The following is a 25,276-nucleotide window of genomic DNA, read 5'->3' on the forward strand; positions in this document are numbered from 1 at the left end:
ATGACAATCTGTCGGATTGATCCGGTTACAATCCGGAACGGATCCGGACCGGCGTGATCAGGCGTAAGCGCCGTCTTTTCCGAAATGTTTAACAAGCAGATAATAGAACACGGCGCGGTATTTGTTGCGCTCGGATTTACCATAGGTCTCAATCGCAGCATTGATGCCTTCATCCAGCGCCGCGCTGTCGGCAAGGCCCAGCTTCTTGATCAGGAAGCTGGCTTTCACCCGGGCCAGCTCTTCCGGATCCGAGGCCGCGACGGTCGAGGAATCCGCGTTATAGATCGTCGGACCACAGCCGATGGTGACCTTGGTAAGAAGGTCCAGATCCGGCGTCACGCCGCATTTGTTCTTCAGATCGTCGGCATATTTGGCGATCAGTTCGTCCCGCTTGCCCATAGCTGTCCTCGCTATTTTCCCAGAAACCCCCCCACAATACGGGGTCGCGGCAGAGTTTATGCGGTCAGCCTCAAACGGCAATGGGAAAAAATGGCGCCCCGCCTCAGAAGAGACGGGGCGCGCGCATATGCCGAAAGGCGTGAGCGATCAGTAGCGGTAGTGTTCGGCCTTGTAGGGCCCGTCGACATTCACGCCGATATAGGCGGCCTGATCGGCTTTCAGCTCGGTCAGTTTAACGCCGATTTTCTTGAGATGCAGACGGGCCACTTTCTCATCCAGCGCTTTCGGCAGGATATAGACGCCGGGCTGATACTCTTCGCCCTTGGTCCACAGCTCGATCTGAGCCAGCGTCTGGTTGGTGAAGGAAGCCGACATCACGAAGGACGGGTGACCGGTCGCATTGCCGAGGTTCAGCAGACGGCCTTCCGACAGGAGGATGATCCGGGCGCCCGAGGGCATTTCGATCATGTCCACCTGGTCCTTGATATTGGTCCATTTGTGGTTTTTCAGGTTCGCGACCTGAATTTCATTGTCGAAATGGCCGATATTGCCGACGATGGCCATGTCCTTCATCGCATGCATATGCTCGATGCGGATCACGTCCTTATTGCCGGTGGTGGTGATGAAGACATCGGCGGTGGCGACGGCGTCTTCCAGCGTGCAGACCTCGAACCCGTCCATAGCCGCTTGCAGCGCGCAGATCGGGTCGACCTCGGTGACCTTCACGCGGGCACCAGCGCCAAGCAGCGAAGCCGCCGAGCCTTTGCCCACATCGCCGTAACCGCAGACGACCGCGACTTTGCCGGCCAGCATGGTGTCGGTGGCGCGGCGGATACCGTCAACCAGCGATTCCTTGCAGCCGTATTTATTGTCGAATTTCGACTTGGTAACCGAGTCATTGACGTTGATCGCCGGGAAGGGCAGCTGGCCCTTTTTGTGCAGCTCGTACAGACGATGCACGCCGGTGGTGGTCTCTTCCGACACGCCCTTGATCTCGGCGCGCTGTTTGGTGAACCAACCGGGTGTCGCAGCAAGGCGCTTTTTGATCTGGTTGAAGAGGCAGATTTCCTCTTCCGAGCCGGGATTCTCGATCAGATCCGTCTCACCAGCCTCAACGCGGGCGCCGATCAGGATATAGAGCGTGGCGTCACCGCCATCGTCGAGGATCATGTTGCAGGTGCCGCCCTCGCCACCGAACTGGAAGATCTTGTCGGTATATTCCCAGTATTCTTCAAGGTTTTCGCCCTTGATCGCGAAGACCGGGGTGCCCGAGGCGGCAATCGCGGCAGCCGCATGATCCTGGGTCGAGAAGATATTGCAAGACGCCCAGCGGACATCGGCACCGAGCACTTTCAGCGTCTCAATCAGCACGCCGGTCTGGATCGTCATATGGAGAGAGCCTGCGATCCGTGCGCCTTTCAGCGGCTGCGACGGGCCGAATTCCTCACGGCAGGACATCAGGCCCGGCATTTCTGTCTCTGCGATAACCAGTTCCTTGCGGCCGAAATCCGCGAGGCCGATATCCTTGACGATATAATCCGTTGCCATACTTCTCTCCTGAACCTGACCGCTGAACCTTCTCGGCGCCCCCTTACCATCGGCAATGGAAACGGGCAATAAGATGGTTCCGGCACGGCCCGGGAACAGCCGGAATGCCCGATCCAGGGACCGTTTCCGGATCGGTTTCCGCTGTGCCCCGACAGAACTCCGGGCAGGACCCGGGCGGGAGGCCGTGAATGGCAGCGAAACAGGCGCGTGCCTGGCAAAGAATGCTCTCGGGGCGCCGGCTGGACCTGCTGGACCCGACACCGATGGATATCGAGATTGCCGATATCGCCCATGGCCTTGCCTTTGTGGCGCGCTGGAACGGGCAGACGCGTGGCGACTGGCCCTATTCGGTCGCCGAACATTCGCTGCTGGTCGAGGCGATCTTTTCGCGCGCCAATCCCGGCATCGCGCCGCGCTGGCAGCTGGCAGCGCTGCTGCATGACGCGCCCGAATATGTGATCGGTGACATGATCAGCCCGGTGAAGGCCGCCGTCGGGCCAGGTTATGGCGAGCTCGACACAAGGCTGACAGCGGCGGTCCATCTGAAATTCGGCCTGCCTTCAATGCTGCCGGCGGCGATCAAGAAACAGATCAAGCTGGCCGATAATGTCTCGGCCTGGCTGGAGGCGGTGCAGATCGCGGGCTTTTCCGAGGCTGAGGCCAACCGGTTCTTCGGCCGCCCCGATCCGGCGCTGGCGCGTGGCCTTGAAATCGTCCTGCGCCCGCCCGCCGAAGTTCGGCGTGATTTCGTCAGCCGCCATGAAGCGCTTATGACCCTGACAGGCCAGTGAGATCAGGCCCGCTGGCACCCTCGGACCTGCCGGATTTCAGGGTCACGAGGATGAAAGAGACCGTCAGATCAGAAACTCGGCCAGTGCCTCATCATCGGTGATATCGCGATAGGCAAAGCCGGCCGCATCCATACGGGCCGTGAACGCATCGAAGTCGCCATGCACTTTGGTTTCTATCCCGATCAGGATCGAACCGAAGTTCCGCGCCGATTTCTTCATATATTCAAACCGGGTCACGTCATCGTCAGGGCCCAGCATCGACAGAAACTCGCGCAGGGCACCGGGGCGCTGCGGCATTCTCAGGATGAAATACTTCTTCAGCCCGGCATAGCGCTGCGCGCGTTCCTTGACCTCCGGCAGCCGTTCGAAATCGAAATTGCTGCCCGAAGTGACACAGACCACCGTCTTGCCACGGATCTGACCGGCAAGTTCCGGCAGCACATCGATCGACAGCGCGCCGGCGGGTTCCAGAACAATCCCCTCGACATTGAGCATCTCGAGCATGGTGATGCAGACCCGGTCTTCGGGCGCCAGCAGAACCTGATCGGGCCTGACATGTTTCAGCCGGTCCCAGGTCATCTGCCCCAATCTCGCCACCGCCGCCCCGTCGACAAAACTGTTCACCTTTGCCAGCTTTTGCGGCCCGCCAAGGCGCACCGCCTCGGCCAGGCAGGCGCCGCCCATGGGCTCGACATAGCGGAAATCGGTCTGCGGCGAGACGGCATGCAGATAGGTCGTCACCCCTGCGGCCAGCCCGCCGCCACCAACCGGCACAACCACAAGGTCCGGCATCCGGCCCAGCTGTTCCAGCATCTCGACACCGACACTGGCCTGGCCCTCGATCACATCCGGATCGTCGAAAGGCGCGAGGAAATGCGCGCCGCGTTCAAGGCAAAAGGCCTGCGCCGCCGCGAGCGTCTGATCGAAATAGTCACCGGTCAGCACGATCTCGACATTCGGCCCGCCAAAGATCCGGGTCTTGTCGATCTTTTGTTGCGGCGTCGTCACCGGCATGAAGATGATACCATTCACCCCGAAATGCCGGCAGGCAAAGGCCATGCCCTGGGCATGATTGCCCGCGCTGGCACAGACGAAATTCATCTGATCCGGCGCCGCCACCCGCATCTTGCGCATCGCATTGAAGGCGCCCCGCAGCTTATAGCTGCGCACCGGCGTCAGATCTTCGCGTTTCAGCCAGATATCGGCCTCATAACGCGACGAGAGATGCTCGTTGCGCTGAAGTGGCGTTTCGGGGAACAGCTGGCGCAACTCACGCGTGGCGGCTCTTGCGGCTTGGGCAAAATCGGTCATGGCAGAGCCATGCCTCAAGGCGCGATGTTGCGCAAGATCCGTCCGGCGCCGAAAAGCCGTGTCACAATGGCCAGGCGGCACCCGGATGGCGCGGCCTCGCTTGCCCTTCCTGTGGTTTCCCGCTAATCGCGGGCGAAACCGGCAATGGAGCACTTCCCGTGAAAAAGCCCAGCAAAGTCGTGCTTGCCTATTCGGGCGGCCTCGACACTTCGATCATCCTCAAATGGCTGCAAACCGAATATGGCTGCGAGGTGGTGACCTTTACCGCCGATCTCGGCCAGGGCGAAGAGCTGGAACCGGCGCGCCAGAAAGCGCTGCTGCTGGGGATCAAAGAGGAAAACATCCACATCCTCGATCTGCGCGAGGAATTCGTGCGCGATTTCGTCTTCCCGATGTTCCGCGCCAATGCGGTCTATGAGGGGCTCTATCTGCTTGGCACCTCGATCGCCCGCCCGCTGATCGCGAAACACCTCGTCGAGATCGCTCAGGCCACCGGCGCAGATGCCGTGGCACATGGCGCGACCGGCAAAGGCAATGACCAGGTCCGGTTCGAACTCGGCGTGGCCGCGCTGGATCCGTCGATCCAGGTGATTGCGCCCTGGCGGGAATGGGATCTTTCGTCCCGCACCAAACTTCTGGAATTCGCCGAGGCGAACCAGATCCCGGTTGCGAAAAACAAGCGCGGCGAGGCGCCCTTCTCGGTTGACGCCAACCTGCTGCACACCTCGTCCGAGGGCACCGTGCTGGAAGACCCGGCAGTTGAAGCACCCGACTATGTCGCCTCGCGCATCGTCGCCGTGGAGGATGCGCCGAATACGCCCGAATTCATCGAGATCACCTTTGAAAAGGGCGATCCGGTTGCGCTGAATGGTGAAGCGCTGTCGCCCGCGACCATGTTGACCCGTCTGAACGAACTGGGCGGCAAACATGGCATCGGGTTGCTCGATTTCGTCGAGAACCGTTTCGTCGGCATGAAGTCGCGCGGTGTTTACGAGACCCCCGGCGGCACCATCATGCTGGAAGCCCATCGCGGCATCGAGCAGATCACGCTCGACAGCGGCGCGGGTCACCTCAAGGACTCGATCATGCCGCGCTATGCCGAGCTGATCTACAATGGCTTCTGGTTCTCGCCGGAACGCGAGGCGCTGCAGGCCCTGATCGACAAGACCCAGGAATATGTCTCGGGCACCGTGAAGCTGAAACTTTACAAAGGCGTCGCGCGCACCGTCGCCCGCTGGTCAGACCATTCGCTTTACAGCGAAAAGCATGTCACCTTTGAAGAAGATGCCGGTGCCTATGATCAGAAAGATGCGGCAGGCTTTATCCGCCTGAACGCATTGCGGCTGCGGCTGATCGCCACCCGCAACGCCCGCGTGGCGAATAAGGGCTGACAGACCCCTTGCAGGGCGGGACCGGAAAGGCCCCGCTCTGCCTTCAGCGCCTCGGTCGCGAAATGCAGCACAAGGCCGATCTCAGCGCTTGTCCGACGCAGATCCCGCATGATCTGCTGCCGCCCGGCGAATACCCCTCTGCCTCTGAACATATTGCGCCTGTAGCTGAGTATGGCTTTCGCGCAATGTCATGCCGCCGGTGCTGATCCCCTGGCCGGTGCCCTGCCCCTTCGCCACCTGAAACTTGTCAGCACCCAGATCAGCATCAGGCCGCCCGCCGCAAGGCCGGCGATCCAGACCCAGATCTTGCGCTGAAGGCGCCGCAATTCCGGCAGCGCCTCAGCAAGATCGGGACCGGATATCAGCCGACCTTGCAGGCCGCCATGACCGCCATATTCAGGATGTCATTGACGGTGGCCGAGGTCGAACAGATCTGGATCGGCTTGTTGACGCCAGAGAGGATCGGCCCGATCACCGTCGCCCCCGCCATTTCCTGCATCAGCTTGACCGAGATCGAGGCCGAATGCCGCGCCGGTACCACAAGGATATTGGCGGGCCCGGTCAGGCGACAGAAGGGATAGGCCGCCATCTGATCCTTGTTCAGCGCCACATCGACGGTCATCTCGCCATCATATTCGAAATCGACGCCGCGCCGGTCCAGCACATCGACAGCCCGGTGCATCTTGGTTGCGCGTTCCGACACCGGATAGCCGAAGGTCGAGAAGCTGACGAAAGCCACACGCGGATCGACCCCCATTGAGCGCGCCACGCCGGCGGCCCGGGTCGCGATGGTCGCCAGATCCTCTTCATCGGGCCATTCATGCACCAGGGTATCGGTGATGAAGACGATCCGCCCCTTATGCAGCAAAGCGGTCACCCCCACCGCGCCATCCACCGCTTTGGCGTCAAAGACGGTATTGATCAGGGAAAGGACATGCGCCGATTTGCGGGTCGCGCCGGTCACCAGGCCGTCGCCATGGCCATGCGCGAGCATCAGCGATGCAAACACATGCCGGTCGCGTGCGGCAATGCGGTGAATGTCCTGGCGATCATGACCCTGACGTTGCAGGCGTTTGTAGAGAAAGTCTTTATACTGATCGAGATGGCGGGAATTGGCGGCGTTCACCACTTCAAGCTCGCGCACCGCGTCGCCAAGGCCCGCCGCATCCAGCTTTTCGCGCACATCGGCCTCACGCCCGACAACCAGAGATTTCCCCAGACCAGACCGCTGCCAGGCCACCGCTGCACGCAGGACACGCGGATCATCGCCTTCGGCAAAGATCATCCGCGCCTGGGCCTGGCGGGCCCTCGCATGCAAGCCCTGCAGAATGGTCGCTGTCGGGTCCATCCGCGCCTTCAGGCTTGCCTCATAGGATTTCATATCGATGATCGGGCGGCGCGCCACGCCGGTATCCATTCCGGCCTTCGCCACGGCGGGCGGCACGACATAGATCAGACGCGGGTCAAACGGCGTCGGAATGATGTAATCGCGGCCAAAGGACAGCTTGCGTCCATAGGCCATCGCAACCTCGTCAGGCACATCTTCGCGGGCGAGCCTGGCCAGCGCCTGGGCACAGGCGATCTTCATCTCGTCATTGATCGCGCGGGCATGGATGTCGAGCGCGCCCCGGAACAGATAAGGGAAGCCCAGCACATTATTGACCTGGTTCGGATAATCCGAACGCCCGGTCGCCACGATTGCATCAGCGCGAACCGCATGGGCCTCTTCCGGCGTGATTTCAGGATCGGGGTTCGCCATGGCGAAGATTACCGGATTCTCGGCCATCGAAGCCACCATCCCGGGCGTCACAGCCCCTTTGGCTGAAACGCCCAGGAACACATCCGCCCCGGCCATCGCCTCTTCAAGGCTGCGCGCATCGGTCTTTACCGCATGGGCCGATTTCCATTGGTTCATACCCTCGGTACGGCCCTGGTAAATCACACCCTTGGTGTCGCACATGATGCAATTCTCATGCCGCGCGCCCATGGATTTCAACAGTTCCAGACAGGCGATCCCCGCGGCCCCTGCCCCGTTCAGCACGATCTTCACGTCCTGGATCTTCTTGCCCGAGATCTCCAGCGCGTTGATCAGCCCCGCCGCACAGATCACCGCCGTGCCATGCTGGTCGTCATGGAAGACAGGGATATCGCAGATCTCTTTCAGCCGCTGCTCGATGATAAAGCATTCAGGTGCCTTGATGTCTTCGAGATTGATGCCGCCAAAGGTCGGCGACATCAGCTTTACCGCCCTGATGATGTCATCCGCATCTTCGGTATCAAGCTCGATATCGATCGCATTCACATCGGCAAAGCGCTTGAAAAGAACCGCCTTCCCCTCCATCACCGGCTTCGAGGCCAGCGCGCCAAGGTTCCCCATCCCCAGAATCGCCGTTCCGTTCGAGATGACAGCGACCATATTGCCTTTGACCGTGTAGTCATAAGCCGTCTCGGGCCGGTCGGCGATCGCCTGGACAGGTACCGCAACCCCGGGCGAATAGGCCAGCGACAGATCGCGCTGCGTCGCCATTGGCTTCGACGCAGTGATCTCGTATTTCCCCGGACGCGGCTCGAAATGATAAGCGAGGGCTTCTTCGGGCGTGGTTCTGGAACGGGTCATTTTTGGGCCATGGTGCGAATTAAAGTTACTTTGCACATGCCTTGTCACGCATGAAATGAAAAGCCCGGATGACGGCCTTTTCGTCACGCCTTCGTTTTTGTAGGGTCGGCGCCGAAGCCCGGGGGAACCATGTCAGACGAAACCGTCACGCCAATGATGGCGCAATATCTCGACATCAAAGCGCAGAATCCTGGGGCTTTGTTGTTCTACCGGATGGGCGACTTCTACGAGATGTTCTTTGACGACGCGCTCGCGGCGTCCGAGGCGCTGGATATCGCGTTGACCAAACGCGGCTTCCACAAGGGCGAGCCAATTGCCATGTGCGGCGTGCCCTATCACGCCGCCGAAGGCTATCTTCTGACACTGATCCGAAAGGGATTCCGCGTCGCCATCGCCGAACAGCTGGAAGACCCGGCCGAAGCGAAGAAGCGTGGCTCGAAATCGGTGGTGAAACGCGATGTGGTGAGGCTGGTAACGCCCGGCACCCTGACCGAGGATTCCCTGCTCGAAGCGCGGCGCCACAATTACCTCGCAGCCTATACCGCACTGCGCCATGAGGGCGCGCTGGCCTGGTGCGATATCTCGACCGGCGAGTTCCGGGTCATGCCCTGCGCCCTCTCGCGCCTCGGGCCCGAGTTGGCCCGGCTTGCGCCGCGCGAATTGCTGGTTCCGGATGAAGAATCGACCGAAATCGCAAGCCTGGTGACTGATTCCGGCGCCGCGATGACGCCGCTGGCCCGTGCGAGTTTCGATTCCACCGGTGCCGAAAAGCGGCTTTGTGCGCTGTGGCAGGTCAGCTCTCTTGAAGGGTTTGGATCGTTCACCCGCGCCGAAATCGCGGCAATGGGCGGGCTGGTCGACTATCTCGACCTGACGCAGCGCGGTCGCCTGCCGCTTTTGCGCCCGCCGATCAAAGAACTGCCCGGCGGCACCATGCAGATCGATGCCTCGACCCGACGCAATCTCGAAATCACCCAGGCGCTTTCGGGCGGGCGCGAGGGCTCGCTGCTGGCCGCCATCGACCGCACCGTGACCGCCCCCGGAGCGCGCCTGCTGGAGCGCCGTCTCTCCTCGCCCTCACGCGATCTGACCACGATCCGCAGCCGCCATGACGCTTTGCGCGCGCTCCTGGATAAAAGCCGGCTGCGCGAGGATCTGCGCAACGACCTGCGCCGCGTGCCCGATATGGATCGCGCGCTCTCGCGCCTCGCACTGGATCGCGGTGGCCCGCGGGATCTGACCGCGATCCGCGCCGGCCTGGCCCAGGCCCTGAGCCTGACCGGCAAACTGAACGACCTGCCCGATCTGCTGAGCGAAGCCTCGCGGGCCCTCACCGGCCATGAAACCCTTGTTGATCTGCTGGACCGGGCGCTGGTCGCCGAGCCACCGCTGCTTGCGCGCGATGGCGGCTTTATCGCCACCGCTTTCGACAATGAACTGGATGAGACCCGCCAGCTGCGCGACGAAGGCAGAGGCGTGATCGCTGGCATGCAGGCGCAATATGCGGAACATGCTGGTGTTTCGGCGCTGAAGATCAAGCATAACAACGTGCTGGGCTATTTCATCGAGGTCACCACGACGCACGAGGAAAAACTCCGCGCCCATCCCGACCTTTTCATCCACCGCCAGACCACGGCGGGTCAGGTGCGGTTCACCACGGTTGCGCTGTCAGATCTGGAAACCCGGATCCTGAATTCATCCAACCGGGCGCTTGAGCTGGAAAAACGTCACTATGAAGGCCTGAAACGTGCGATTCTCGACCAGGCGGGCCCAATTGGCGCCACAGCCCGTGCCCTCGCCGAAATCGACCTCTGCGCCGGCTTTGCCGATCTCGCCGCCGAGGGCGACTGGACAGAGCCAAAGGTCGATGACAGCCGCGCTTTCCTGATCGAGGGCGGACGCCATCCGGTGGTAGAACGTGCCCTCAGACGCCAGGGCGGACAGAGCTTTGTCGCAAATGACTGCGACCTGACCACCGGCAATTCCCCCGCGATCTGGCTTCTGACCGGCCCGAATATGGCGGGTAAATCGACCTTCCTGCGCCAGAATGCACTAATTGCGCTGATGGCCCAGGCCGGCAGCTTCGTTCCGGCCCGCGCGGCCCATATCGGCCTTGTCAGCCAGCTTTTCAGCCGCGTCGGCGCATCAGACGACCTCGCGCGCGGCCGCTCGACCTTTATGGTCGAAATGGTGGAAACCGCCGCCATCCTGAACCAGGCCGATGACCGTGCCCTCGTCATCCTGGATGAGATCGGCCGTGGCACCGCCACCTGGGATGGCCTCTCCATCGCCTGGGCCACGCTGGAACATCTGCACGAAATCAACCGCTGCCGCGCGCTTTTCGCCACCCATTACCACGAAATGACCCAGCTTTCCGCGAAACTCGATGGCGTCGAGAACGCCACCGTCTCGGTGCGTGAATGGGAAGGCGAAGTGATCTTCCTGCATGAGGTCAAACGCGGCGCCGCCGACCGCAGCTACGGCGTCCAGGTCGCCCGCCTCGCCGGCCTGCCGCCTTCGGTCATCGAACGCGCAAAAACGGTTCTCGAAGCACTTGAACAGGGCGACCGCCAGGGCACGAAACAAGCCGCCCTGATCGACGACCTGCCGCTGTTCCGCGCCGCCCCGCCGCCTTCTGCCGTGAAACCCGCGCAGGAAAGCAGGATCGAGGCCCGGCTGAAAGAAACGAGCCCCGACCAGCTTACGCCGATCGGGGCCCTTAATCTTATCTACGAGCTCAAGGCCCTGCTGAGCTGATCAGCCCGGGGTCGAGGACACACCCACCTGCGCCGGACGCAGCAGCCGGTCATGCAGCATAAAGCCCTCGGTCATTACCTGAATGATCTGCCCGGCTTTGGTCCCCGGCACCGGCGCCTCAAACATCGCCTCATGCATCTGCGGATCGAACTGGTCACCGACCGCCGGCGACACTGCCTTTACCCCGTGCTTGTCCATCACCTTGGACAGTTCGCGCAGCGTCAGCTCGACGCCTTCGATCAGCGCACTCGACGCCGCGCGGCTTTCTTCCGGAATGGCCGCAAGCGCGCGGTTCAGGTTGTCATAGACCGGCAAAAGATCCCGTGCCAGCCGCGTGCCGCCATATTGCTCGGCCTCACGGCGATCCCGGTCAGCCCGTTTACGCGAATTCTCGGCATCGGCCAGCGCCCGCATGAACTTGTCGCGGAACTCGTCACGTTCCAGACGGAGCGTCTCCAGCTCGTCAACCGACATCTCTTCAAATTCCGGCAGATCGCCTGCCTGGCCGTTTTCCTGGGCGGCGTTGTCTTCCTGCGCCATGACCACTCCTCAAGTCTTTCGGGCCTAAGGCCCCTTTTCACTTCAACCGCGTCCGCGATCGGAAACCATCCGACCGACGAGCTGCGCCGTATAATCGACAATCGGCACAACCCGCCCATAGTTCAGCCGGGTCGGTCCGATCACGCCGACGGCACCGATAATCTTTCGCTCGGCGTTCATATAGGGGGAAACGACCAGACTTGAACCCGAAAGTGAAAAGAGTTTGTTTTCCGAGCCGATGAAGATGCGCACCCCGTCGCCTTCATCCGCAAGTTCCAGAAATTCTGCGATATCGCGCTTGCGTTCGAGATCGTCGAAAAGGCTGCGGATCCGGTCGACATCCTCGGATCCGGCGCTCTCCAGCAGATTGGCGCGCCCGCGCACAATCAGCCGCTCTGACGACAGGCCTGCATTCTCCCAGACCGCCAGCCCGCTTTCGACCAGCTCGCGGGCCAGAACATCAACTTCCTGGCGACGGGCGGCAACCTCGGCGCGGATATGTTGGCGCAGATCAGAAAGCGTCCGCCCGCCCGCCATGGCATTGAGAAAATTCGCGGCCTCGCGCATTGAAGACGGTGTTTGCCCGGGCGGCGGCTGGAACAGGCGGTTCTCAACCTGGCCATCGGCAAAGACCAGTACCACCAGCGCCCGATCTGCCGAAAGCGAAACAAATTCAATATGCCGGATCGGCGCGGATTCATGCTTTGGCGTCATCACGATACTGGCGCCCCCGGTCAGGAAGGAAAGCGCCGCCGAAACATGATCCAGCGCCATGCCGACATCATGATCCTCACCGCTGAGCGTCGCATCGATCCGCGCACGGTCGGCCTGATCAACCGTTCCGACCTCGAGAAAGCCGTCGACAAACAGCCGCAGCCCCTGCTGCGTCGGAATCCGCCCCGCCGAGATATGCGGGCTGTCCAGCAGACCGAGGAATTCCAGATCCTGCATGACATTGCGGATGGTCGCGGCCGAGATCTGTTCACTCAGGCTGCGGGTAAGCGTGCGCGATCCGACCGGCTCACCGGTTTCAAGATAGCCTTCGACGACGCGCCGGAAAACTTCGCGCGATCTGTCACTCATTTGCTGCAGCAGCTCTTTTCTGTCCGCCATTACATCCCGGCCCGCCTTTCATTTGACTTAAGAACCAATACCATCCGCCGTCAATGCGCCAACCCCCTGTTACGCCTGGTGATCAGGGTTGCATCCGGCGCCTGCCCGCGCATATCTGACCGCAAATCTTTGAAAGGATCAGTTATGCGCCCGTCTGGAAGAGAACTCGACCAACTTCGCACGGTTTCCATTGAAACCGGGGTTTCCCTTCACGCCGAAGGCTCCTGCCTGATCCGGATGGGAAACACCCATGTGCTCTGCACCGCCTCGATTGAAGACAAGCCGCCGCCCTTCCTGCGCAATACCGGTATGGGCTGGGTGACGGCGGAATATGGCATGTTGCCGCGCTCAACCCATACCAGGTCGCGTCGCGAGGCCGCGGCAGGCAAGCAATCCGGCAGAACGCAAGAGATTCAACGGCTTATCGGACGCAGCCTGCGCGCCGTTGTTGACAGGCAAGCGCTTGGCGAACGTCAGATCACCGTGGATTGCGATGTGATCCAGGCCGATGGCGGCACCCGCTGCGCAGCCATCACCGGCGGCTGGGTCGCTTTGCGTCTGGCGATGAACAAGCTGATGCAAAAGGGCATCGTCACCGGTGATCCGCTGCTGGATCACGTCGCAGCTGTCTCCTGCGGTATCTATGCCGGCCAGAATGTGCTGGACCTGGACTATGATGAAGACTCGGCTGCCGGCACCGATGGCAATTTCGTGATCACCGGCAAGGGCAAGCTGGTTGAGGTTCAGGCCTCGGCAGAAGGCGCACCTTTCGCTGTCGAAAATCTCACCGTATTGCTTAACCTTGGCCTGAAAGGCACTGCGGCCCTGGTTGAAGCCCAGAAAAAGGCCATTGGCGCATGACCCGCAAATTCACCGGCGACCAGCTTGTGATCGCGAGCCATAACAAAGGCAAGCTTGAGGAATTCGCGACATTGCTGGCGCCGCTTGGCATCCGTTGCGTTTCGGCCGGTGAGTTTGGTCTTGATGAGCCGGAAGAGACCGAAAGCACATTTGTCGGCAATGGCCGGATCAAAGCGCATTACGCGGCAAAGGCCACCGGCCTTCCCGCGCTGGCTGATGATTCCGGCCTGACGATTGATGCGCTGGACGGCGCTCCGGGTGTCTACACCGCCGACTGGGCAGAAACGCCGAATGGCCGAGATTTCGGCATGGCTATGGAGAAAACCTGGGCGCTTCTTGAAGAGCGCGGTGCGCCAGCCCCGCGCCTTGGGCAGTTTCGGTGTACTCTGGTTCTTGCCTGGCCCGACGGTCATGACGAAACCGTCGAAGGCAGCTGCGCCGGAGAATTGATCTGGCCGCGCCGGGGTCTTGAAGGCCATGGCTACGACCCCATGTTCCAGCCTGACGGATACGCGCAGACTTTTGCCGAGATGTCAGCCCATCAGAAGAACGCGATCAGCCACCGGGCGCGGGCCGTCGCCGCAATCATGGAAAAGTGTTTCACGTGAAACAGGAACATGCAGAAGACTGGCAAGAGGGGGGCTTCTCCCTCTACCTTCATTGGCCCTTCTGCAAGGCAAAATGCCCCTATTGCGATTTCAACAGCCATGTTCGCGCGAGAATTGATCAGGCCGAATGGAAAGAGGCCTATCTGAAAGAGCTGGATCGCGCCGCCACCGAAACCGGAGGCCGCATTCTGCACTCGGTTTTTTTCGGCGGCGGCACCCCCTCCCTGATGGATCCCGATACGGTTGGTGCGATACTGGATCGGGTATCGCGTCACTGGCGCATGACCAATGACTTCGAGGTCACCCTTGAGGCGAATCCAACCTCTGTAGAGGCGTCCCGTTTTGCGGCCTATCGTCTGGCGGGCGTGAACCGCGTATCTCTTGGCCTTCAGGCGCTGAATGATCAGGATCTGCGGCGCCTAGGGCGCCAGCACAGCGCCGCCGAAGGACTGGCCGCACTGGATCTTGCCCGCAGCCTTTTTGACCGAACTTCTTGTGATCTGATCTATGCCCGCCAGGATCAGGACCTCGCCTCATGGGGCGATGAATTGCGCCACGTCCTGGCAAGAGGCCCCGACCACATCTCGCTCTACCAGTTGACGGTCGAAGAGGGCACGGTCTTTGCCAGGCTTTATGACGCGGGAAAGCTTCGCGGTCTTCCCGATGAAGATCTCGCAGCCGATATGTACGATCTGACCACCGAGATCTGCGGCGAGGCCGGTCTGTCGGGATATGAAGTGTCGAACTATGCCCGGCCAGGCAGCGAATCCCGCCATAATCTGACCTATTGGCGCATGGGCGACTATCTCGGCATCGGCCCAGGGGCGCATGGCCGCCTCACCCTGAACGGCCAGCGCATGGCAACGCTCGCGCATAAATCACCCGAGCTCTGGCTGGAATCCCTGAGAAAGACAGGTAAAGGCGAGGTTCCACGTGAAACGATCAGCACTCAGGATCGGGCATTGGAATATCTGATGATGTCGTTGCGGCTGAGCGAGGGCATGTCATTTCCGCGCTATATCAGGATGCTGGGGCGCCAGCCGCGGACGGAAGTTCTGGAAACCCTGCAGCAGGATGGCTTTATCACCCTGCAGGATGATCGCCTGACAGCCACCGCGACCGGCCGGTTGTTGCTCAACCGGCTGATCCTGGAGCTGTCAGAAGCCTGATCAGTCGCGGGCCAGACCCGAGGGGCCGGAAGACAGCAGCTGGCAAAGAAGATCCAGTTCTTCCAGATCGCGATAGGAAATCACCAGATTGCCGCCCTGCCCTTTGTGATCGATCCGTACGGTCATCCCAAGCTGAGCCGACAGATCCCCTTCAAGCGCCCGCGTATCGGCATCTTTGGTGCTCTCACGCGCGCTAACCTGCTCCGATGGGGTTGATTTCTTCGGTTCCAGCGCCTCACGGGCGAGTTTCTCGGTCTCTCGCACGGAAAGTCCGCGCGCAATCACGGTCTGAGCAAGTCGCAACGGGTCCGGCGCGGTGATCAGTGCCCGCGCATGACCGGCCGACAATGCACCCTCGCGCACCATCTTTTGTACATCTCCGGGCAGGTTCAGCAACCGAAGCAGATTGGTCACATGGCTGCGGCTTTTAGACAGCGCTTCGGCAACCTTTTCCTGGGTATGGCCAAAACGATCGATCAGCTGGCGCAGACCCAGAGCCTCTTCAATCGCATTGAGATCCTCGCGCTGGATATTCTCGATAATCGCGATTTCCAGCACTTCGGTATCGTCAAGCTCGCGAATGACGACCGGAACCTCGTGCAGCTGCGCGATCTGCGCCGCGCGCCAGCGCCGCTCGCCGGCAACGATCTCGTAATGATCGCCTTTGGTCCGCACGACCAGAGGCTGGATAACCCCCTTCTGCCGCAGCGAATCTGCCAGAGCCTCCAGTGCTGCCTGGTCGAAATCCTTGCGCGGCTGTTCCGGGTTCGGTTGCAGCTTTTCGACCGGCAGCCTGGTGTCCGCCCGCCGCGGCCCCTCACTCTCGGGGCGTAAATTTACATCCGACATCAATGCCGAAAGACCACGACCAAGCCCTTTGCGTTCCATGCTCTGCCTCTTCTTCTTGTTGTCAGGACCGCAGTTTAGCGGCAATTTCCCCGGCCAGAGACCGATAGGCCTCGGCGCCGCGCGAGGTCGGATCATATTCCGTCACGGGCTTGGCGTAAGAGGGCGCTTCGGAAAGCCGCACATTGCGTGGGATGATGGTGCGAAACACCATATCGCCAAGGTTCTCGCGCGCATCCGTCTCGACCTGCTGCGCCAGATTGTTACGCCCATCATACATCGTCAGAACAACACCCTCAATCCGCAGATCCGGATTCGCCGAGCGCCGCACATCCCGCACCGTCAAAAGCAGCTGCGAGAGCCCTTCCAGCGCGAAAAACTCGGCCTGAAGCGGAACAAGCACCGAATTTGCCGCCACAAGAGCGTTAACCGTCAGCAAAGACAGCGACGGTGGGCAGTCAATCAGCACGACATCGAAGCCCATCGCCTCAATATCCGGATGGCGCAAAGCGTCATGCAGCAGAAAGCTGCGCTTTTCATTGGCGACAAGATCGATATCCGCCGAAGCCAGGTCGGAATTCGCCGGGCTGATCCACAGATTATTAACCGAAGTGCGCTGAATGATTGCGTTCGGTGCCCCGTCCGACAAAATCAGGTCATAAGTGGTGAGTTTACGATCATTCGTCGCAACCCCAAGGCCCGTCGAGGCATTGCCCTGGGGGTCAAGATCGACCAGCAGGATCCGCAGACCCCGCTCGGCCAAAGCTGCGGACAGATTTATCGCGGTCGTGGTCTTCCCAACACCGCCTTTCTGGTTGGCAACGGCGATGACATGCGCCGGAAAGGGCATGGCGTCAGTCTTGGGAATCGCGGCTGGCACGGCGCACTGTCCTTAATCTCAGGGTGGCTGATCCTTTATGCCCCGGATCGTCCGCCGCCTCCAGATCGAAGCGCCAGTTTTTCTGCGCAGCCGCAACCTCATCCGCCCAGCTCTCGCCTTTGGGAAAAAGACAGGTCATATCGGGCGAGCCGTGCCGCTCTGCAATGGCGCAAAGCATATCCAGGGGTGCAAGCGCCCGTGCAGACACAACATCTGCCCCTACTGGCGCAATCGCTTCGGCCCGCTCGGCCCGCACATCGACCGGGATACCCATCTGCCGCGCCGCCTCACGCAGGAAAGTGGCCTTGCGCTGGTCCGATTCAACAAGCACGACCCTGGTTGCAAGACCGCGATCCTGAAGCAAAGCAGCCACAACGATCCCAGGAAATCCGCCGCCCGACCCGAAATCCGCCCATAGTCGCGGCTGCTCCGGCGCAAGCAGAAAAATCCGCGCCGAATCCTCGATATGCCGCGACCAGATCTCTCCCACGGTGGAGCGGGAGATCAGATTGATCTTCTGGGTCCATTTAGCCGTCAGGGCCTCATAGAGTCGCAGCTTTTCAAGACCTTCCGGGCTGATGCCCAGCTCATTCCAAAGAGTTTTATCCAAGGGTCACCCGGCCAGCCTGGTCGCTGCGATCTTGCGCAGCGATGCGATCAGCAGCATCACTGCAGCCGGAGTCATCCCCTCGATCTGACGCGCCTGATGGATGGTTTCCGGCAGTTTACGCAGCAATTTTCCCGTAAGCTCTGCCGAAAGACCGGAAAGAGCGGTATAATCGAAATCCGCCGGAATTCTCATCGCCTCGTGACGGCGCAGCTCTTCGGCCGCGGCGGCCTGACGATCCGTATATTGCGAATAAAGCGATTCAATTTCCGCCTGCCCCCTTGCCGCAGCCGGATGATCTGCAAGCGCCGGCACCAGCCCGTCCAGAACCGTCGGATCATAATCCGGCATGGCCATCAGATCCCATGCACTGCGCCGGGCTCCGTCCTTGCTGACGGTGATTCCAACCTCGGCCAGCTCTTTTGGTGTGAATTTTGCCGCTGTCAGGACCTGTGTGACAGCCGCGAGTGCCTCCATCTTCGCCCCAAACGCACGTTCACGCGCCTCCCGGACGCAACCGATCTCCTGGCCCTTCGGTGTCAGGCGTTGATCTGCGTTATCCGCGCGCAGGCTGAGCCGGTATTCTGCGCGCGAGGTGAACATGCGATAGGGTTCGGTGACGCCACGGGTGACCAGATCGTCAATCATGACCCCGATATAGCTGTCACTGCGCGAAAAACTCACCGGCTCCTGTGCCCTTGTGGCACGCGCGGCGTTCAGCCCGGCAACCATGCCCTGCGCTGCTGCTTCTTCATATCCTGTGGTTCCATTGATCTGCCCCGCAAGATATAGGCCTGCAAGAGCTTTAACCTCCAGCGAGGATTTTAGCCCGCGTGGGTCGAGATAGTCATATTCGATGGCGTAGCCTGGTTGCAGAATGGTCGCATTCTCAAGGCCGGCCATAGTACGGACGTAGGCCTCCTGCACCTCTGCGGGCAAGGAGGTCGATATTCCGTTCGGATAGACTGTGTCGTCGTCAAGGCCTTCAGGTTCCAGAAAAACCTGATGGCTGTCCTTGTCGGCAAAGCGCACGACCTTATCTTCGATCGAGGGGCAATAACGCGGCCCGACCCCGTCAATATGGCCACCATACATTGCGGAACGACCAAGATTATCACGGATAATCTGATGCGTAGCCGCAGATGTATGCGTAATACCGCAGGAAATCTGCCTTGCGACCGCACGCTTGTTCATAAAGGACAGAAGCACAGGGTCTTCATCGGCGGGCTGCATTTCCAGCCGCGCCCAGTCAATCGACTTGCCATCCAGTCGCGGCGGGGTCCCGGTTTTAAGGCGGCCTGTTTCCAGTCCAAGCTCCCGGATTTGCTGCGCAAGGCTGACAGATGCTTTATCACCCACACGGCCGCCAGGACGGCTTTGATCACCAACATGGATCAGTCCGTTCAGGAATGTGCCGGTTGTAAGCACAATCGCCGCTGCAAAAATCTCTGACCCGTCAGCCAGTCGCAGGCCGGTAACGCGACCGGTCTGAGTGATCAGTTCGGCCGCCTCTCCCTCGATGACTGAGAGGAGTGTTTCCTTGGCCAGGAGGCCCTGCACCGCTTGACGATAAAGTTTACGATCCGCCTGGGTCCTTGGCCCCTGCACTGCCGGGCCCTTTCTGCGATTCAAAAGCCGGTACTGGATACCCGCCATATCCCCCGCACGGCCCATAATGCCGTCCATCGCATCGATTTCCCGAACGAGATGGCCTTTTCCAAGACCGCCAATCGCCGGGTTGCAGGACATCACGCCAATGGTTTCCGCGCGCATTGTTACCAATGCCGTTCGCACACCCATTCGTGCCGCGGCTGCGGCAGCTTCGGCCCCGGCGTGGCCGCCGCCGACCACCAGAACATCAAAATGTTTCACGTGAAACACCCTCACTTTCCGATACAGAAGCTGGCGAAAATCTCGCCCAGCAATTCTTCGACATCAACGCGCCCGACCAGAATATCCAACGACCGCAGCACCTGACGCAACTCTTCCGCCACGATCTCGGATTGAACACCGTGATCCATCATCTGCAACACAGCCCTGATCGCAGTGATTCCCTGCTCAAGCGCCTGGCGATGCCGTTCGCGAACCATTATACCAGCACCAGCGACTTTTTCCGAGAGCTGCGCTGTAACTTGCTGCAGCAGTGCATCAATTCCTTCGCCAGTGAGTCCCGAGACCGCGAGGCCAGGACCAGGACCACCGAGGTCGGCCTTCCCGCTCAGCTGGATGTCACCTTCCCGAAGCGCAATCCCAAGATCACCCTGGCCGAGGAACAGCCGTAAATCGGCGGCTTCTGCGCGCTGGATGGCACGTCTGATGCCTTCGCGCTCCACCAGGTCGTCACTTTCCCTGAGCCCTGCGGTATCCAACAAGGTAACCGCAAGGCCGGAAAGATCCATCCTGACCTCAATCACATCCCGTGTCGTGCCGGCAATTTCCGAAGTAATCGCCGCTTCCCGACCCGCCAGACGATTGAGAAGTGTGGATTTCCCGGCATTCGGCGGGCCGATAATCGCCACCTCGAAACCTTCGCGGATCCGTTCTGCGGCTGAAACGGCCGCCGCTTCGCGTGCGATCTCATCCGACAGCGCGGTCAGAATCTCGCGCACTTCCGGGGTGACATCGACCGGAACATCTTCGTCAGCAAAATCAATTGTTGCCTCGATCAGAGCCGCAGCCCGGATCAGACGGCTCCGCCAGTGATCAACCGTTTTTCCGATACTGCCAGACAATACCCGCAGCGCCTGTTTGCGTTGCGCTTCGGTTTCAGCATCAATCAGATCGGCGAGGCCCTCAACCTGTGTCAGGTCGAGCATGCCATTGTCGAGCGCCCGCCGGGTAAATTCGCCCGCCTCTGCCATACGCGCGAGGCCTGTTTCGCCAATCGCACGCAGCACAGCATTGACCACCGCCAGTCCGCCATGGATTTGCAGCTCGACCACCTCTTCGCCGGTAAAGCTGGCATTTTCCGCAAAGCCCAACACCAGAGCCTGGTCGAGATGCTCACCCTGCCACGAGATATTGCGTAAACTGGCAAGGCGCGGCTTTGGAGCCGCGCCTGTCAGTGCCTTGCACATGGCGAAGGAATTCGGGCCAGAGACCCTGATTACCGCGACGCCCGCCCGCCCACGAGCTGTCGCGCTGGCATAGATCGTATCAGCCATCGCAACCCCGCTGGCCTCCGGATCAGGTATTCATCGAGTCGAAGAACTCGGAATTCGACTTGGTCTGTTTCAGCTTGCCGATCAGGAATTCGATGGCATCGGTGGTGCCCATCGGGTTCAGGATGCGGCGCAGCACATAGGTCTTCTGCAGATCGGATTTGTCGACCAGAAGATCCTCTTTCCTTGTGCCGGATTTGAGGATGTCCATCGCCGGGAAGACGCGCTTATCGGCCACTTTCCGATCCAGCACGATCTCAGAGTTACCGGTGCCTTTGAATTCTTCGAAGATCACCTCATCCATCCGCGAGCCGGTATCGATCAGTGCGGTTGCGATGATGGTGAGCGAACCGCCCTCTTCGATATTCCGTGCAGCACCGAAGAAACGCTTCGGGCGTTGCAGTGCGTTGGCGTCGACACCACCGGTCAGCACCTTACCCGAGCTCGGCACGACAGTGTTAAAGGCGCGACCAAGTCTTGTAATCGAATCAAGAAGGATCACAACATCTCGTTTATGTTCGACCAGGCGTTTGGCCTTTTCGATCACCATCTCGGCCACAGCCACGTGGCGCGTCGCCGGCTCGTCGAAGGTCGAGGACACAACCTCACCCTTCACCGAACGCTGCATATCGGTAACTTCCTCGGGCCGCTCGTCGATCAGCAGAACGATCAGATAGCATTCCGGATGGTTCGCGGCGACCGAGCGCGCGATATTTTGCAGAAGAACCGTCTTACCCGTGCGCGGCGGCGCCACGATCAGCGCCCGCTGGCCCTTACCAATCGGCGCCACCAGATCAATGATCCTGGCCGAGCGGTCCTTGATCGTCGGATCCTCGATTTCCATCTTCAGCCGCTCTTCCGGGTAAAGCGGTGTCAGGTTGTCGAAATGGACCTTGTGTTTCGCGCGTTCGGGATCGTCAAAATTGATCAGCGTCGCCTTTACCAGGCTGAAATAGCGCTCATTCTCGGACGGCGCCTTGATCACGCCTTCGATGGAATCACCGGTGCGCAGCGAAAACTGACGGATCATCTCGGGTCCGACATAGATGTCATCGGGGCCGGGCAGGTAGTTCGCCGAAGGGCTGCGCAGAAAGCCGAAACCGTCCTGAAGCACCTCGAGCACGCCATCGCCGCCGATTTCCCAGCCTTCCTCGGCATGTTCCTTGAGGATCTGGAACATCATCTCGCCCTTGCGCATCGAGGGCGCATTCTCGATCTCCCACTCCTCCGCCATAGCGAGAAGATCGGCCGGGGTCTTGGCCTTGAGATCGGAGAGGTTGAGGCGTTCTGTCATCGCAATACCATTATGCCAGACGCGCATGTGGCGCGGTGCTGGATCAGAGGCTGAAATAGGGAAGCGTCAGGACCGGACGGCCCCGCATTGCCTGCAGATAGGGGGGCTGGCGCTGTAAGTCAATCATTCTGAGCAAAACTGGCGTTCATAAGTCGAAAGACCTTCCGCGAGGCCGAAACTGTGCAGAGTTCATAATATATTTAAGAAAAAGATATGAAGGATGTTGTTGTTGTAGGGCCTGAGGATAACAGGATAGCGGCAGTTCCGGGGCATTTTCCCTTGAGTTTTCCACCTGTGGACAGAAGTGGGAAAGATTGGGAAAAAATCCATGGAATTTTGATTTATCTATTTATATCATGTTCTTAGAAAATGGTTTTCAGCTATCTGCCTGTGGAGGAGAAATGTCACAGCCCGGGCAAAGCCTTTGCCCTGGCCGATGGTGGAAAACAGCATACGCAGTGGGATAACCGGGGGTCGCGGGCCGGCGCTTTGTCAGGATATCCTGGCCCTGGCCTTCCGGCATGGGATAACCGCCCGAGTCGTCCCGCGAACAAAACAGGATTATCCACAAGTGCTCTCAGATGTTCCCGAAGATGTAGCAGGCAAGAAAATGCCGCCTTTGGTGCTGGCCTCAGCCTCGGAGACGAGAATCGCCCTGTTGCGGGCGGCAGGGCTGGAGTTTGAGAGCCTTGCCGCGCGGGTGGATGAAGACAGCATTCGCCGCGCTCTGGAGGCCGAAAGCGCAAAGCCGCGCGACATCGCCGATACGCTGGCAGAAACCAAGGCGCTGAAAATCTCGGGCAAGCGGCCAGAGGCGCTGGTGATCGGCTCGGATCAGTTGCTGGAGATGAACGGCCGGATCTTTGCCAAACCCGAAAGCGCTGAGGAAGCGCGCTGCCAGCTGACGGATCTGCGGGGCAAAACCCACCGCCTGATCTCGGCGGTGGTGGTTTGTCAGGGAGGACAGCCGCTCTGGCGTCATATCGGCGAGGCCCGGCTTACGATGCGGGATTTCGGTGATCTGTGGCTTGACGGCTATATCTTGCGCAACTGGGAGAAAATCCGTCATTCCGTCGGTGGATACCGGCTTGAAGAGGAAGGCGTTCGGTTGTTCTCCTCGATCCAAGGGGATCATTTCACGATTCTGGGGCTGCCCTTGCTTCCCCTTCTGAACTGGCTTTCGCTGAGAGGGGACATTCCCGCATGACTGACCATCCGCGTATTCCGCTGGCCGGTGTGATCGGCCATCCGATCGCGCATAGCCGCAGCCCGGCGCTGCATGGCTATTGGCTGAAACGCTATGGTCTGGCGGGGCATTATATCCCGATGGATGTGGCGCCGCAGGATCTGGCACATGTCCTGCGCACCCTGCCACAGATGGGCTTTGTGGGGGCCAATGTCACCATCCCGCATAAAGAGGCGATCCTGAAGATCGCCGATATCATCACCGATCGCGCGGCGCTGATCGGGGCTGCTAACACATTGATTTTCCGTAAAGATGGTAAGATCCATGCGGATAATACCGACGGGTCAGGCTTTATTTCCAATCTGCGGCAGAATGCGCCTTTCTGGGATCCTGCCGCCGGTCCGGCTGCGGTGCTGGGCGCCGGTGGCGCGGCCCGTGCCGTTGTCGCGGCGCTGATCGAGGTCGGCGCGCCCGAGATCCGCATCGTCAACCGTACCCGCCCCAGGGCCGAGGCCATGCGTTCGGATTTCGGGGCGAAAGTGGTGGTCTGGGACTGGACCCATGTCGGCGCGATGATCGAAGGTTGTGCCACATTGGTGAATACGACCTCGCTCGGGATGACCGGCAAGCCGGACCTTGTCATTGATCTCGACCGGATCAGCCAGCGCTGCCTTGTAACCGACATTGTCTACGCGCCGTTGAAAACCGGCCTGCTGGTCGAGGCTGAGGCGCGCGGCTGCACTGTCGTCGACGGGCTTGGAATGTTGCTCCACCAGGCCGTGCCAGGGTTCGAGCGCTGGTTCGGCAAACGTCCCGTGGTGGATGATGAGACCCGGCTCGCGGTCTTAAACGCATGAAAACGTTTCGCCTTGGCCTGACCGGCTCCATCGGGATGGGGAAATCTACCACGGCCGCAATGTTCTCGGATGCGGGTATCCCGGTCTGGGATGCGGATGCGGCGGTGCACCGGCTTTATGCCCCCGGGGCAAAGGGCGCCACAGCTCTGGCCGGAACTTTTCCTGAAGCGGTTTCCGACCAGGGTGTTTCACGGGAAACATTAAAGGTGCTTCTGGCGGCTGAACCGTCGCGCCTGAAAGAGCTGGAACAGCTGATCCATCCGCTTGTTGCGGAAGATCGCGCCGGGTTTCTGGCCCATACCGGCTGTGATATCCTGCTTCTCGATGTGCCGCTTTTGTTTGAGAAAGACATCGACCGGGAATGTGACGCGACGCTGCTGGTCACCGCACCCCCCGCTTTGCAACGCGCCCGCGTCCTTGCACGGCCCGGTATGACGGCGGCACAGCTTGACCTGATCCTCTCGCGCCAGATGCCCGACCAGGACAAGCGCTCCCGCGCCACCCATATTGTCGAAACCCTGTCAATCGACAGCACCCGGGCGTATGTACAGGCGCTGATCGCGCATCTGCGCGCAGGAATGGCGGGCCAGAATGCGTGAAATCGTCCTTGATACCGAGACCACCGGCTTTGACCCGGAACAGGGCGACCGCATCGTCGAGATCGGCGCGGTGGAACTGTTCAACCACCTGCCCACCGGCAAGGTTTATCATCAATATATCAACCCAGAACGCGACATGCCGCAGGGCGCCTTCGAGGTGCACGGGCTCAGCAGCGAGTTTCTCAGCGACAAGCCGGTTTTCGCGAAAATCGGCCAGGCATTTATGGATTTCGTCGGTGATGCGAAACTGGTGATCCATAACGCAGCCTTTGATATGAAGTTTCTGAATTTCGAACTGAAGCGTATGGGGCTGGGCGACATCCCCTGGGCGCGCGCCATCGACACGCTGGCCATCGCGCGGCAACGTTTTCCCGGCTCGCCAGCCTCTCTGGACGCGCTTTGCCGGCGTTTTGGGGTCGACAATTCCCGGCGTGAAAAACATGGCGCGCTGCTCGACAGCGAAATTCTGGCCGAGGTTTACCTTGAGCTGGTCGGCGGTCGTCAGCCCGACCTCGTGCTGGCGCCGGTGCAAAACAACAGCCCCGCAAGCGGCGCGCAGACGGACGGAGACTGGCGTCCCCGTCCCCGCCCGACCGCACTGCCCGCTCGGATCACCGCTGCGGAAACCGCCGCACATGAGGCTTTTGTTGCGAAACTGGGCGATGCCGCCATCTGGCTGAAGCGGAACTGAGCCGCCGCAGATCCGGGCATTTTCTGGACTATTCCCTAAAAATCAGAACT

Annotated in this window: 22 protein-coding genes and 1 pseudogene; 10 read left to right on the forward strand and 13 right to left on the reverse strand. The window is 60.4% G+C overall.

Features of this window, described 5'->3' with window-relative positions; genetic code table 11:
• Positions 1-57 precede the first annotated feature (57 nt).
• Both M3484_RS06040 and ahcY read right to left on the reverse strand, forming a co-directional pair.
• Positions 58-399: a DUF2853 family protein gene (locus tag M3484_RS06040; protein WP_092900368.1), complete on the reverse strand. Its 342-nt coding sequence runs from the start codon at positions 397-399 to the stop codon at positions 58-60.
• A 147-nt stretch (positions 400-546) separates the two neighbouring features.
• The gene (gene ahcY, locus M3484_RS06045) at positions 547-1,947 is read right to left on the reverse strand and encodes an adenosylhomocysteinase (RefSeq protein ID WP_249496169.1); all 1,401 of its coding nucleotides are present in this window, start codon (positions 1,945-1,947) and stop codon (positions 547-549) included.
• Positions 1,948-2,135: 188 nt separating this feature from the next.
• On the opposite strand from ahcY, the gene M3484_RS06050 reads away from it, so the two are divergent.
• The gene (locus M3484_RS06050; RefSeq protein ID WP_092900365.1) at positions 2,136-2,738 is read left to right on the forward strand and encodes an HD domain-containing protein; all 603 of its coding nucleotides are present in this window, start codon (positions 2,136-2,138) and stop codon (positions 2,736-2,738) included.
• A gap of 63 nt (positions 2,739-2,801) precedes the next feature.
• Here M3484_RS06050 and ilvA read toward each other — a convergent pair whose 3' ends face one another.
• Positions 2,802-4,049, reverse strand: a complete 1,248-nt coding sequence (gene ilvA / locus M3484_RS06055) for a threonine ammonia-lyase IlvA (RefSeq protein ID WP_249496170.1) — start codon at positions 4,047-4,049, stop codon at positions 2,802-2,804.
• A 158-nt stretch (positions 4,050-4,207) separates the two neighbouring features.
• Here ilvA and M3484_RS06060 point away from each other — a divergent pair, with 158 nt between their 5' ends.
• Complete coding sequence (locus M3484_RS06060; RefSeq protein ID WP_092900363.1) at positions 4,208-5,440, forward strand: argininosuccinate synthase; 1,233 nt, start codon at positions 4,208-4,210, stop codon at positions 5,438-5,440.
• Positions 5,441-5,801: 361 nt separating this feature from the next.
• Here M3484_RS06060 and M3484_RS06065 read toward each other — a convergent pair whose 3' ends face one another.
• Positions 5,802-6,857, reverse strand: coding sequence for a phosphate acyltransferase (locus tag M3484_RS06065; protein ID WP_349306266.1), 1,056 nt, complete (start codon positions 6,855-6,857; stop codon positions 5,802-5,804).
• Positions 6,831-8,057: pseudogene (locus M3484_RS06070) on the reverse strand (malic enzyme-like NAD(P)-binding protein); the annotation flags it as partial. The gene M3484_RS06065 and the pseudogene M3484_RS06070, both read right to left, overlap by 27 nt.
• 129 nt (positions 8,058-8,186) lie before the next feature.
• Here M3484_RS06070 and mutS point away from each other — a divergent pair.
• A complete protein-coding gene (gene mutS, locus M3484_RS06075) occupies positions 8,187-10,814 on the forward strand; it encodes a DNA mismatch repair protein MutS (protein ID WP_249496171.1) in 2,628 nt (875 codons plus the stop codon).
• Here the strand turns inward: mutS and M3484_RS06080 are convergent, their stop codons facing one another.
• Together M3484_RS06080 and hrcA are read right to left on the reverse strand one after the other, a co-directional pair.
• The gene (locus M3484_RS06080; RefSeq protein WP_092900356.1) at positions 10,815-11,354 is read right to left on the reverse strand and encodes a nucleotide exchange factor GrpE; all 540 of its coding nucleotides are present in this window, start codon (positions 11,352-11,354) and stop codon (positions 10,815-10,817) included.
• Between the two features lie 42 nt (positions 11,355-11,396).
• Entirely contained in the window at positions 11,397-12,437 is a 1,041-nt protein-coding gene (hrcA, locus tag M3484_RS06085) for a heat-inducible transcriptional repressor HrcA (RefSeq protein WP_249496172.1), read from the reverse strand.
• A 174-nt stretch (positions 12,438-12,611) separates the two neighbouring features.
• Between hrcA and rph the strand changes: the two genes are divergently transcribed.
• From rph to hemW, 3 genes are read left to right on the forward strand one after another with little or no spacing between them, the layout of a single operon-like run.
• Entirely contained in the window at positions 12,612-13,328 is a 717-nt protein-coding gene (gene rph / locus M3484_RS06090; protein WP_249496173.1) for a ribonuclease PH, read from the forward strand.
• On the forward strand, positions 13,325-13,936 hold the full coding sequence (locus M3484_RS06095; protein WP_249496174.1) for a non-canonical purine NTP pyrophosphatase: 612 nt from the start codon (positions 13,325-13,327) through the stop codon (positions 13,934-13,936). Before rph ends, M3484_RS06095 begins: the two co-directional genes overlap by 4 nt.
• A complete protein-coding gene (gene hemW, locus M3484_RS06100) occupies positions 13,933-15,105 on the forward strand; it encodes a radical SAM family heme chaperone HemW (RefSeq protein ID WP_249496175.1) in 1,173 nt (390 codons plus the stop codon). The genes M3484_RS06095 and hemW overlap by 4 nt, the downstream gene beginning before the upstream one ends.
• On the opposite strand, the gene M3484_RS06105 is transcribed toward hemW, so the two are convergent.
• Genes M3484_RS06105 through rho form a run of 6 tightly spaced genes read right to left on the reverse strand, consistent with a single transcriptional unit; the run spans position 15,106 to position 21,893 of the window.
• A complete protein-coding gene (locus M3484_RS06105; protein ID WP_249496176.1) occupies positions 15,106-15,993 on the reverse strand; it encodes a ParB/RepB/Spo0J family partition protein in 888 nt (295 codons plus the stop codon). It abuts the gene before it with no gap.
• A 22-nt stretch (positions 15,994-16,015) separates the two neighbouring features.
• Positions 16,016-16,831, reverse strand: a complete 816-nt coding sequence (locus M3484_RS06110; protein ID WP_349306262.1) for a ParA family protein — start codon at positions 16,829-16,831, stop codon at positions 16,016-16,018.
• Complete coding sequence (locus M3484_RS06115) at positions 16,806-17,441, reverse strand: 16S rRNA (guanine(527)-N(7))-methyltransferase RsmG (protein WP_249496177.1); 636 nt, start codon at positions 17,439-17,441, stop codon at positions 16,806-16,808. The genes M3484_RS06110 and M3484_RS06115 overlap by 26 nt, the downstream gene beginning before the upstream one ends.
• A gap of 3 nt (positions 17,442-17,444) precedes the next feature.
• Positions 17,445-19,319 (reverse strand): tRNA uridine-5-carboxymethylaminomethyl(34) synthesis enzyme MnmG, encoded by a 1,875-nt coding sequence (gene mnmG, locus M3484_RS06120; RefSeq protein WP_349306263.1) that lies wholly within the window; start codon positions 19,317-19,319, stop codon positions 17,445-17,447.
• A gap of 2 nt (positions 19,320-19,321) precedes the next feature.
• Positions 19,322-20,602: a tRNA uridine-5-carboxymethylaminomethyl(34) synthesis GTPase MnmE gene (gene mnmE, locus M3484_RS06125; RefSeq protein ID WP_249496179.1), complete on the reverse strand. Its 1,281-nt coding sequence runs from the start codon at positions 20,600-20,602 to the stop codon at positions 19,322-19,324.
• A 22-nt stretch (positions 20,603-20,624) separates the two neighbouring features.
• Positions 20,625-21,893 carry a transcription termination factor Rho gene (gene rho / locus M3484_RS06130; RefSeq protein WP_092902145.1) on the reverse strand — a complete coding sequence of 423 codons (1,269 nt, stop codon included), beginning with the start codon at positions 21,891-21,893 and terminating at the stop codon, positions 20,625-20,627.
• Between the two features lie 571 nt (positions 21,894-22,464).
• Between rho and M3484_RS06135 the strand changes: the two genes are divergently transcribed.
• From M3484_RS06135 to dnaQ, 4 genes are read left to right on the forward strand one after another with little or no spacing between them, the layout of a single operon-like run.
• Positions 22,465-23,100: a Maf family protein gene (locus M3484_RS06135; protein WP_249496180.1), complete on the forward strand. Its 636-nt coding sequence runs from the start codon at positions 22,465-22,467 to the stop codon at positions 23,098-23,100.
• Positions 23,097-23,936: a shikimate dehydrogenase gene (locus M3484_RS06140; RefSeq protein ID WP_092900326.1), complete on the forward strand. Its 840-nt coding sequence runs from the start codon at positions 23,097-23,099 to the stop codon at positions 23,934-23,936. The genes M3484_RS06135 and M3484_RS06140 overlap by 4 nt, the downstream gene beginning before the upstream one ends.
• Complete coding sequence (gene coaE, locus M3484_RS06145) at positions 23,933-24,535, forward strand: dephospho-CoA kinase (RefSeq protein ID WP_249496181.1); 603 nt, start codon at positions 23,933-23,935, stop codon at positions 24,533-24,535. The genes M3484_RS06140 and coaE overlap by 4 nt, the downstream gene beginning before the upstream one ends.
• A complete protein-coding gene (gene dnaQ / locus M3484_RS06150) occupies positions 24,528-25,226 on the forward strand; it encodes a DNA polymerase III subunit epsilon (protein ID WP_249496182.1) in 699 nt (232 codons plus the stop codon). The genes coaE and dnaQ overlap by 8 nt, the downstream gene beginning before the upstream one ends.
• The last annotated feature ends 50 nt before the right edge of the window (positions 25,227-25,276 follow it).

This window comes from Pseudomonas sp. GX19020 (assembly GCF_023371075.1).
Taxonomy (GTDB): Bacteria; Pseudomonadota; Alphaproteobacteria; order Rhodobacterales; family Rhodobacteraceae; genus Pseudogemmobacter.

What these genes read in the sequence shown, in the direction of transcription:
- mutS (WP_249496171.1), top strand. Translation starts at nt 8,187, where the DNA reads ATGTCAGACGAAACCGTCACGCCAATGATGGCGCAATATCTCGACATC.
- mnmE (WP_249496179.1), bottom strand. Translation starts at nt 20,602, where the DNA reads ATGGCTGATACGATCTATGCCAGCGCGACAGCTCGTGGGCGGGCGGGC.
- M3484_RS06050 (WP_092900365.1), top strand. Translation starts at nt 2,136, where the DNA reads ATGGCAGCGAAACAGGCGCGTGCCTGGCAAAGAATGCTCTCGGGGCGC.
- M3484_RS06065 (WP_349306266.1), bottom strand. Translation starts at nt 6,857, where the DNA reads ATGGATACCGGCGTGGCGCGCCGCCCGATCATCGATATGAAATCCTAT.
- M3484_RS06140 (WP_092900326.1), top strand. Translation starts at nt 23,097, where the DNA reads ATGACTGACCATCCGCGTATTCCGCTGGCCGGTGTGATCGGCCATCCG.
- ilvA (WP_249496170.1), bottom strand. Translation starts at nt 4,049, where the DNA reads ATGACCGATTTTGCCCAAGCCGCAAGAGCCGCCACGCGTGAGTTGCGC.
- dnaQ (WP_249496182.1), top strand. Translation starts at nt 24,528, where the DNA reads ATGCGTGAAATCGTCCTTGATACCGAGACCACCGGCTTTGACCCGGAA.
- M3484_RS06105 (WP_249496176.1), bottom strand. Translation starts at nt 15,993, where the DNA reads ATGGAACGCAAAGGGCTTGGTCGTGGTCTTTCGGCATTGATGTCGGAT.
- rho (WP_092902145.1), bottom strand. Translation starts at nt 21,893, where the DNA reads ATGACAGAACGCCTCAACCTCTCCGATCTCAAGGCCAAGACCCCGGCC.
- hrcA (WP_249496172.1), bottom strand. Translation starts at nt 12,437, where the DNA reads ATGAGTGACAGATCGCGCGAAGTTTTCCGGCGCGTCGTCGAAGGCTAT.
- M3484_RS06080 (WP_092900356.1), bottom strand. Translation starts at nt 11,354, where the DNA reads ATGGCGCAGGAAGACAACGCCGCCCAGGAAAACGGCCAGGCAGGCGAT.
- ahcY (WP_249496169.1), bottom strand. Translation starts at nt 1,947, where the DNA reads ATGGCAACGGATTATATCGTCAAGGATATCGGCCTCGCGGATTTCGGC.
- M3484_RS06040 (WP_092900368.1), bottom strand. Translation starts at nt 399, where the DNA reads ATGGGCAAGCGGGACGAACTGATCGCCAAATATGCCGACGATCTGAAG.
- rph (WP_249496173.1), top strand. Translation starts at nt 12,612, where the DNA reads ATGCGCCCGTCTGGAAGAGAACTCGACCAACTTCGCACGGTTTCCATT.
- coaE (WP_249496181.1), top strand. Translation starts at nt 23,933, where the DNA reads ATGAAAACGTTTCGCCTTGGCCTGACCGGCTCCATCGGGATGGGGAAA.
- M3484_RS06095 (WP_249496174.1), top strand. Translation starts at nt 13,325, where the DNA reads ATGACCCGCAAATTCACCGGCGACCAGCTTGTGATCGCGAGCCATAAC.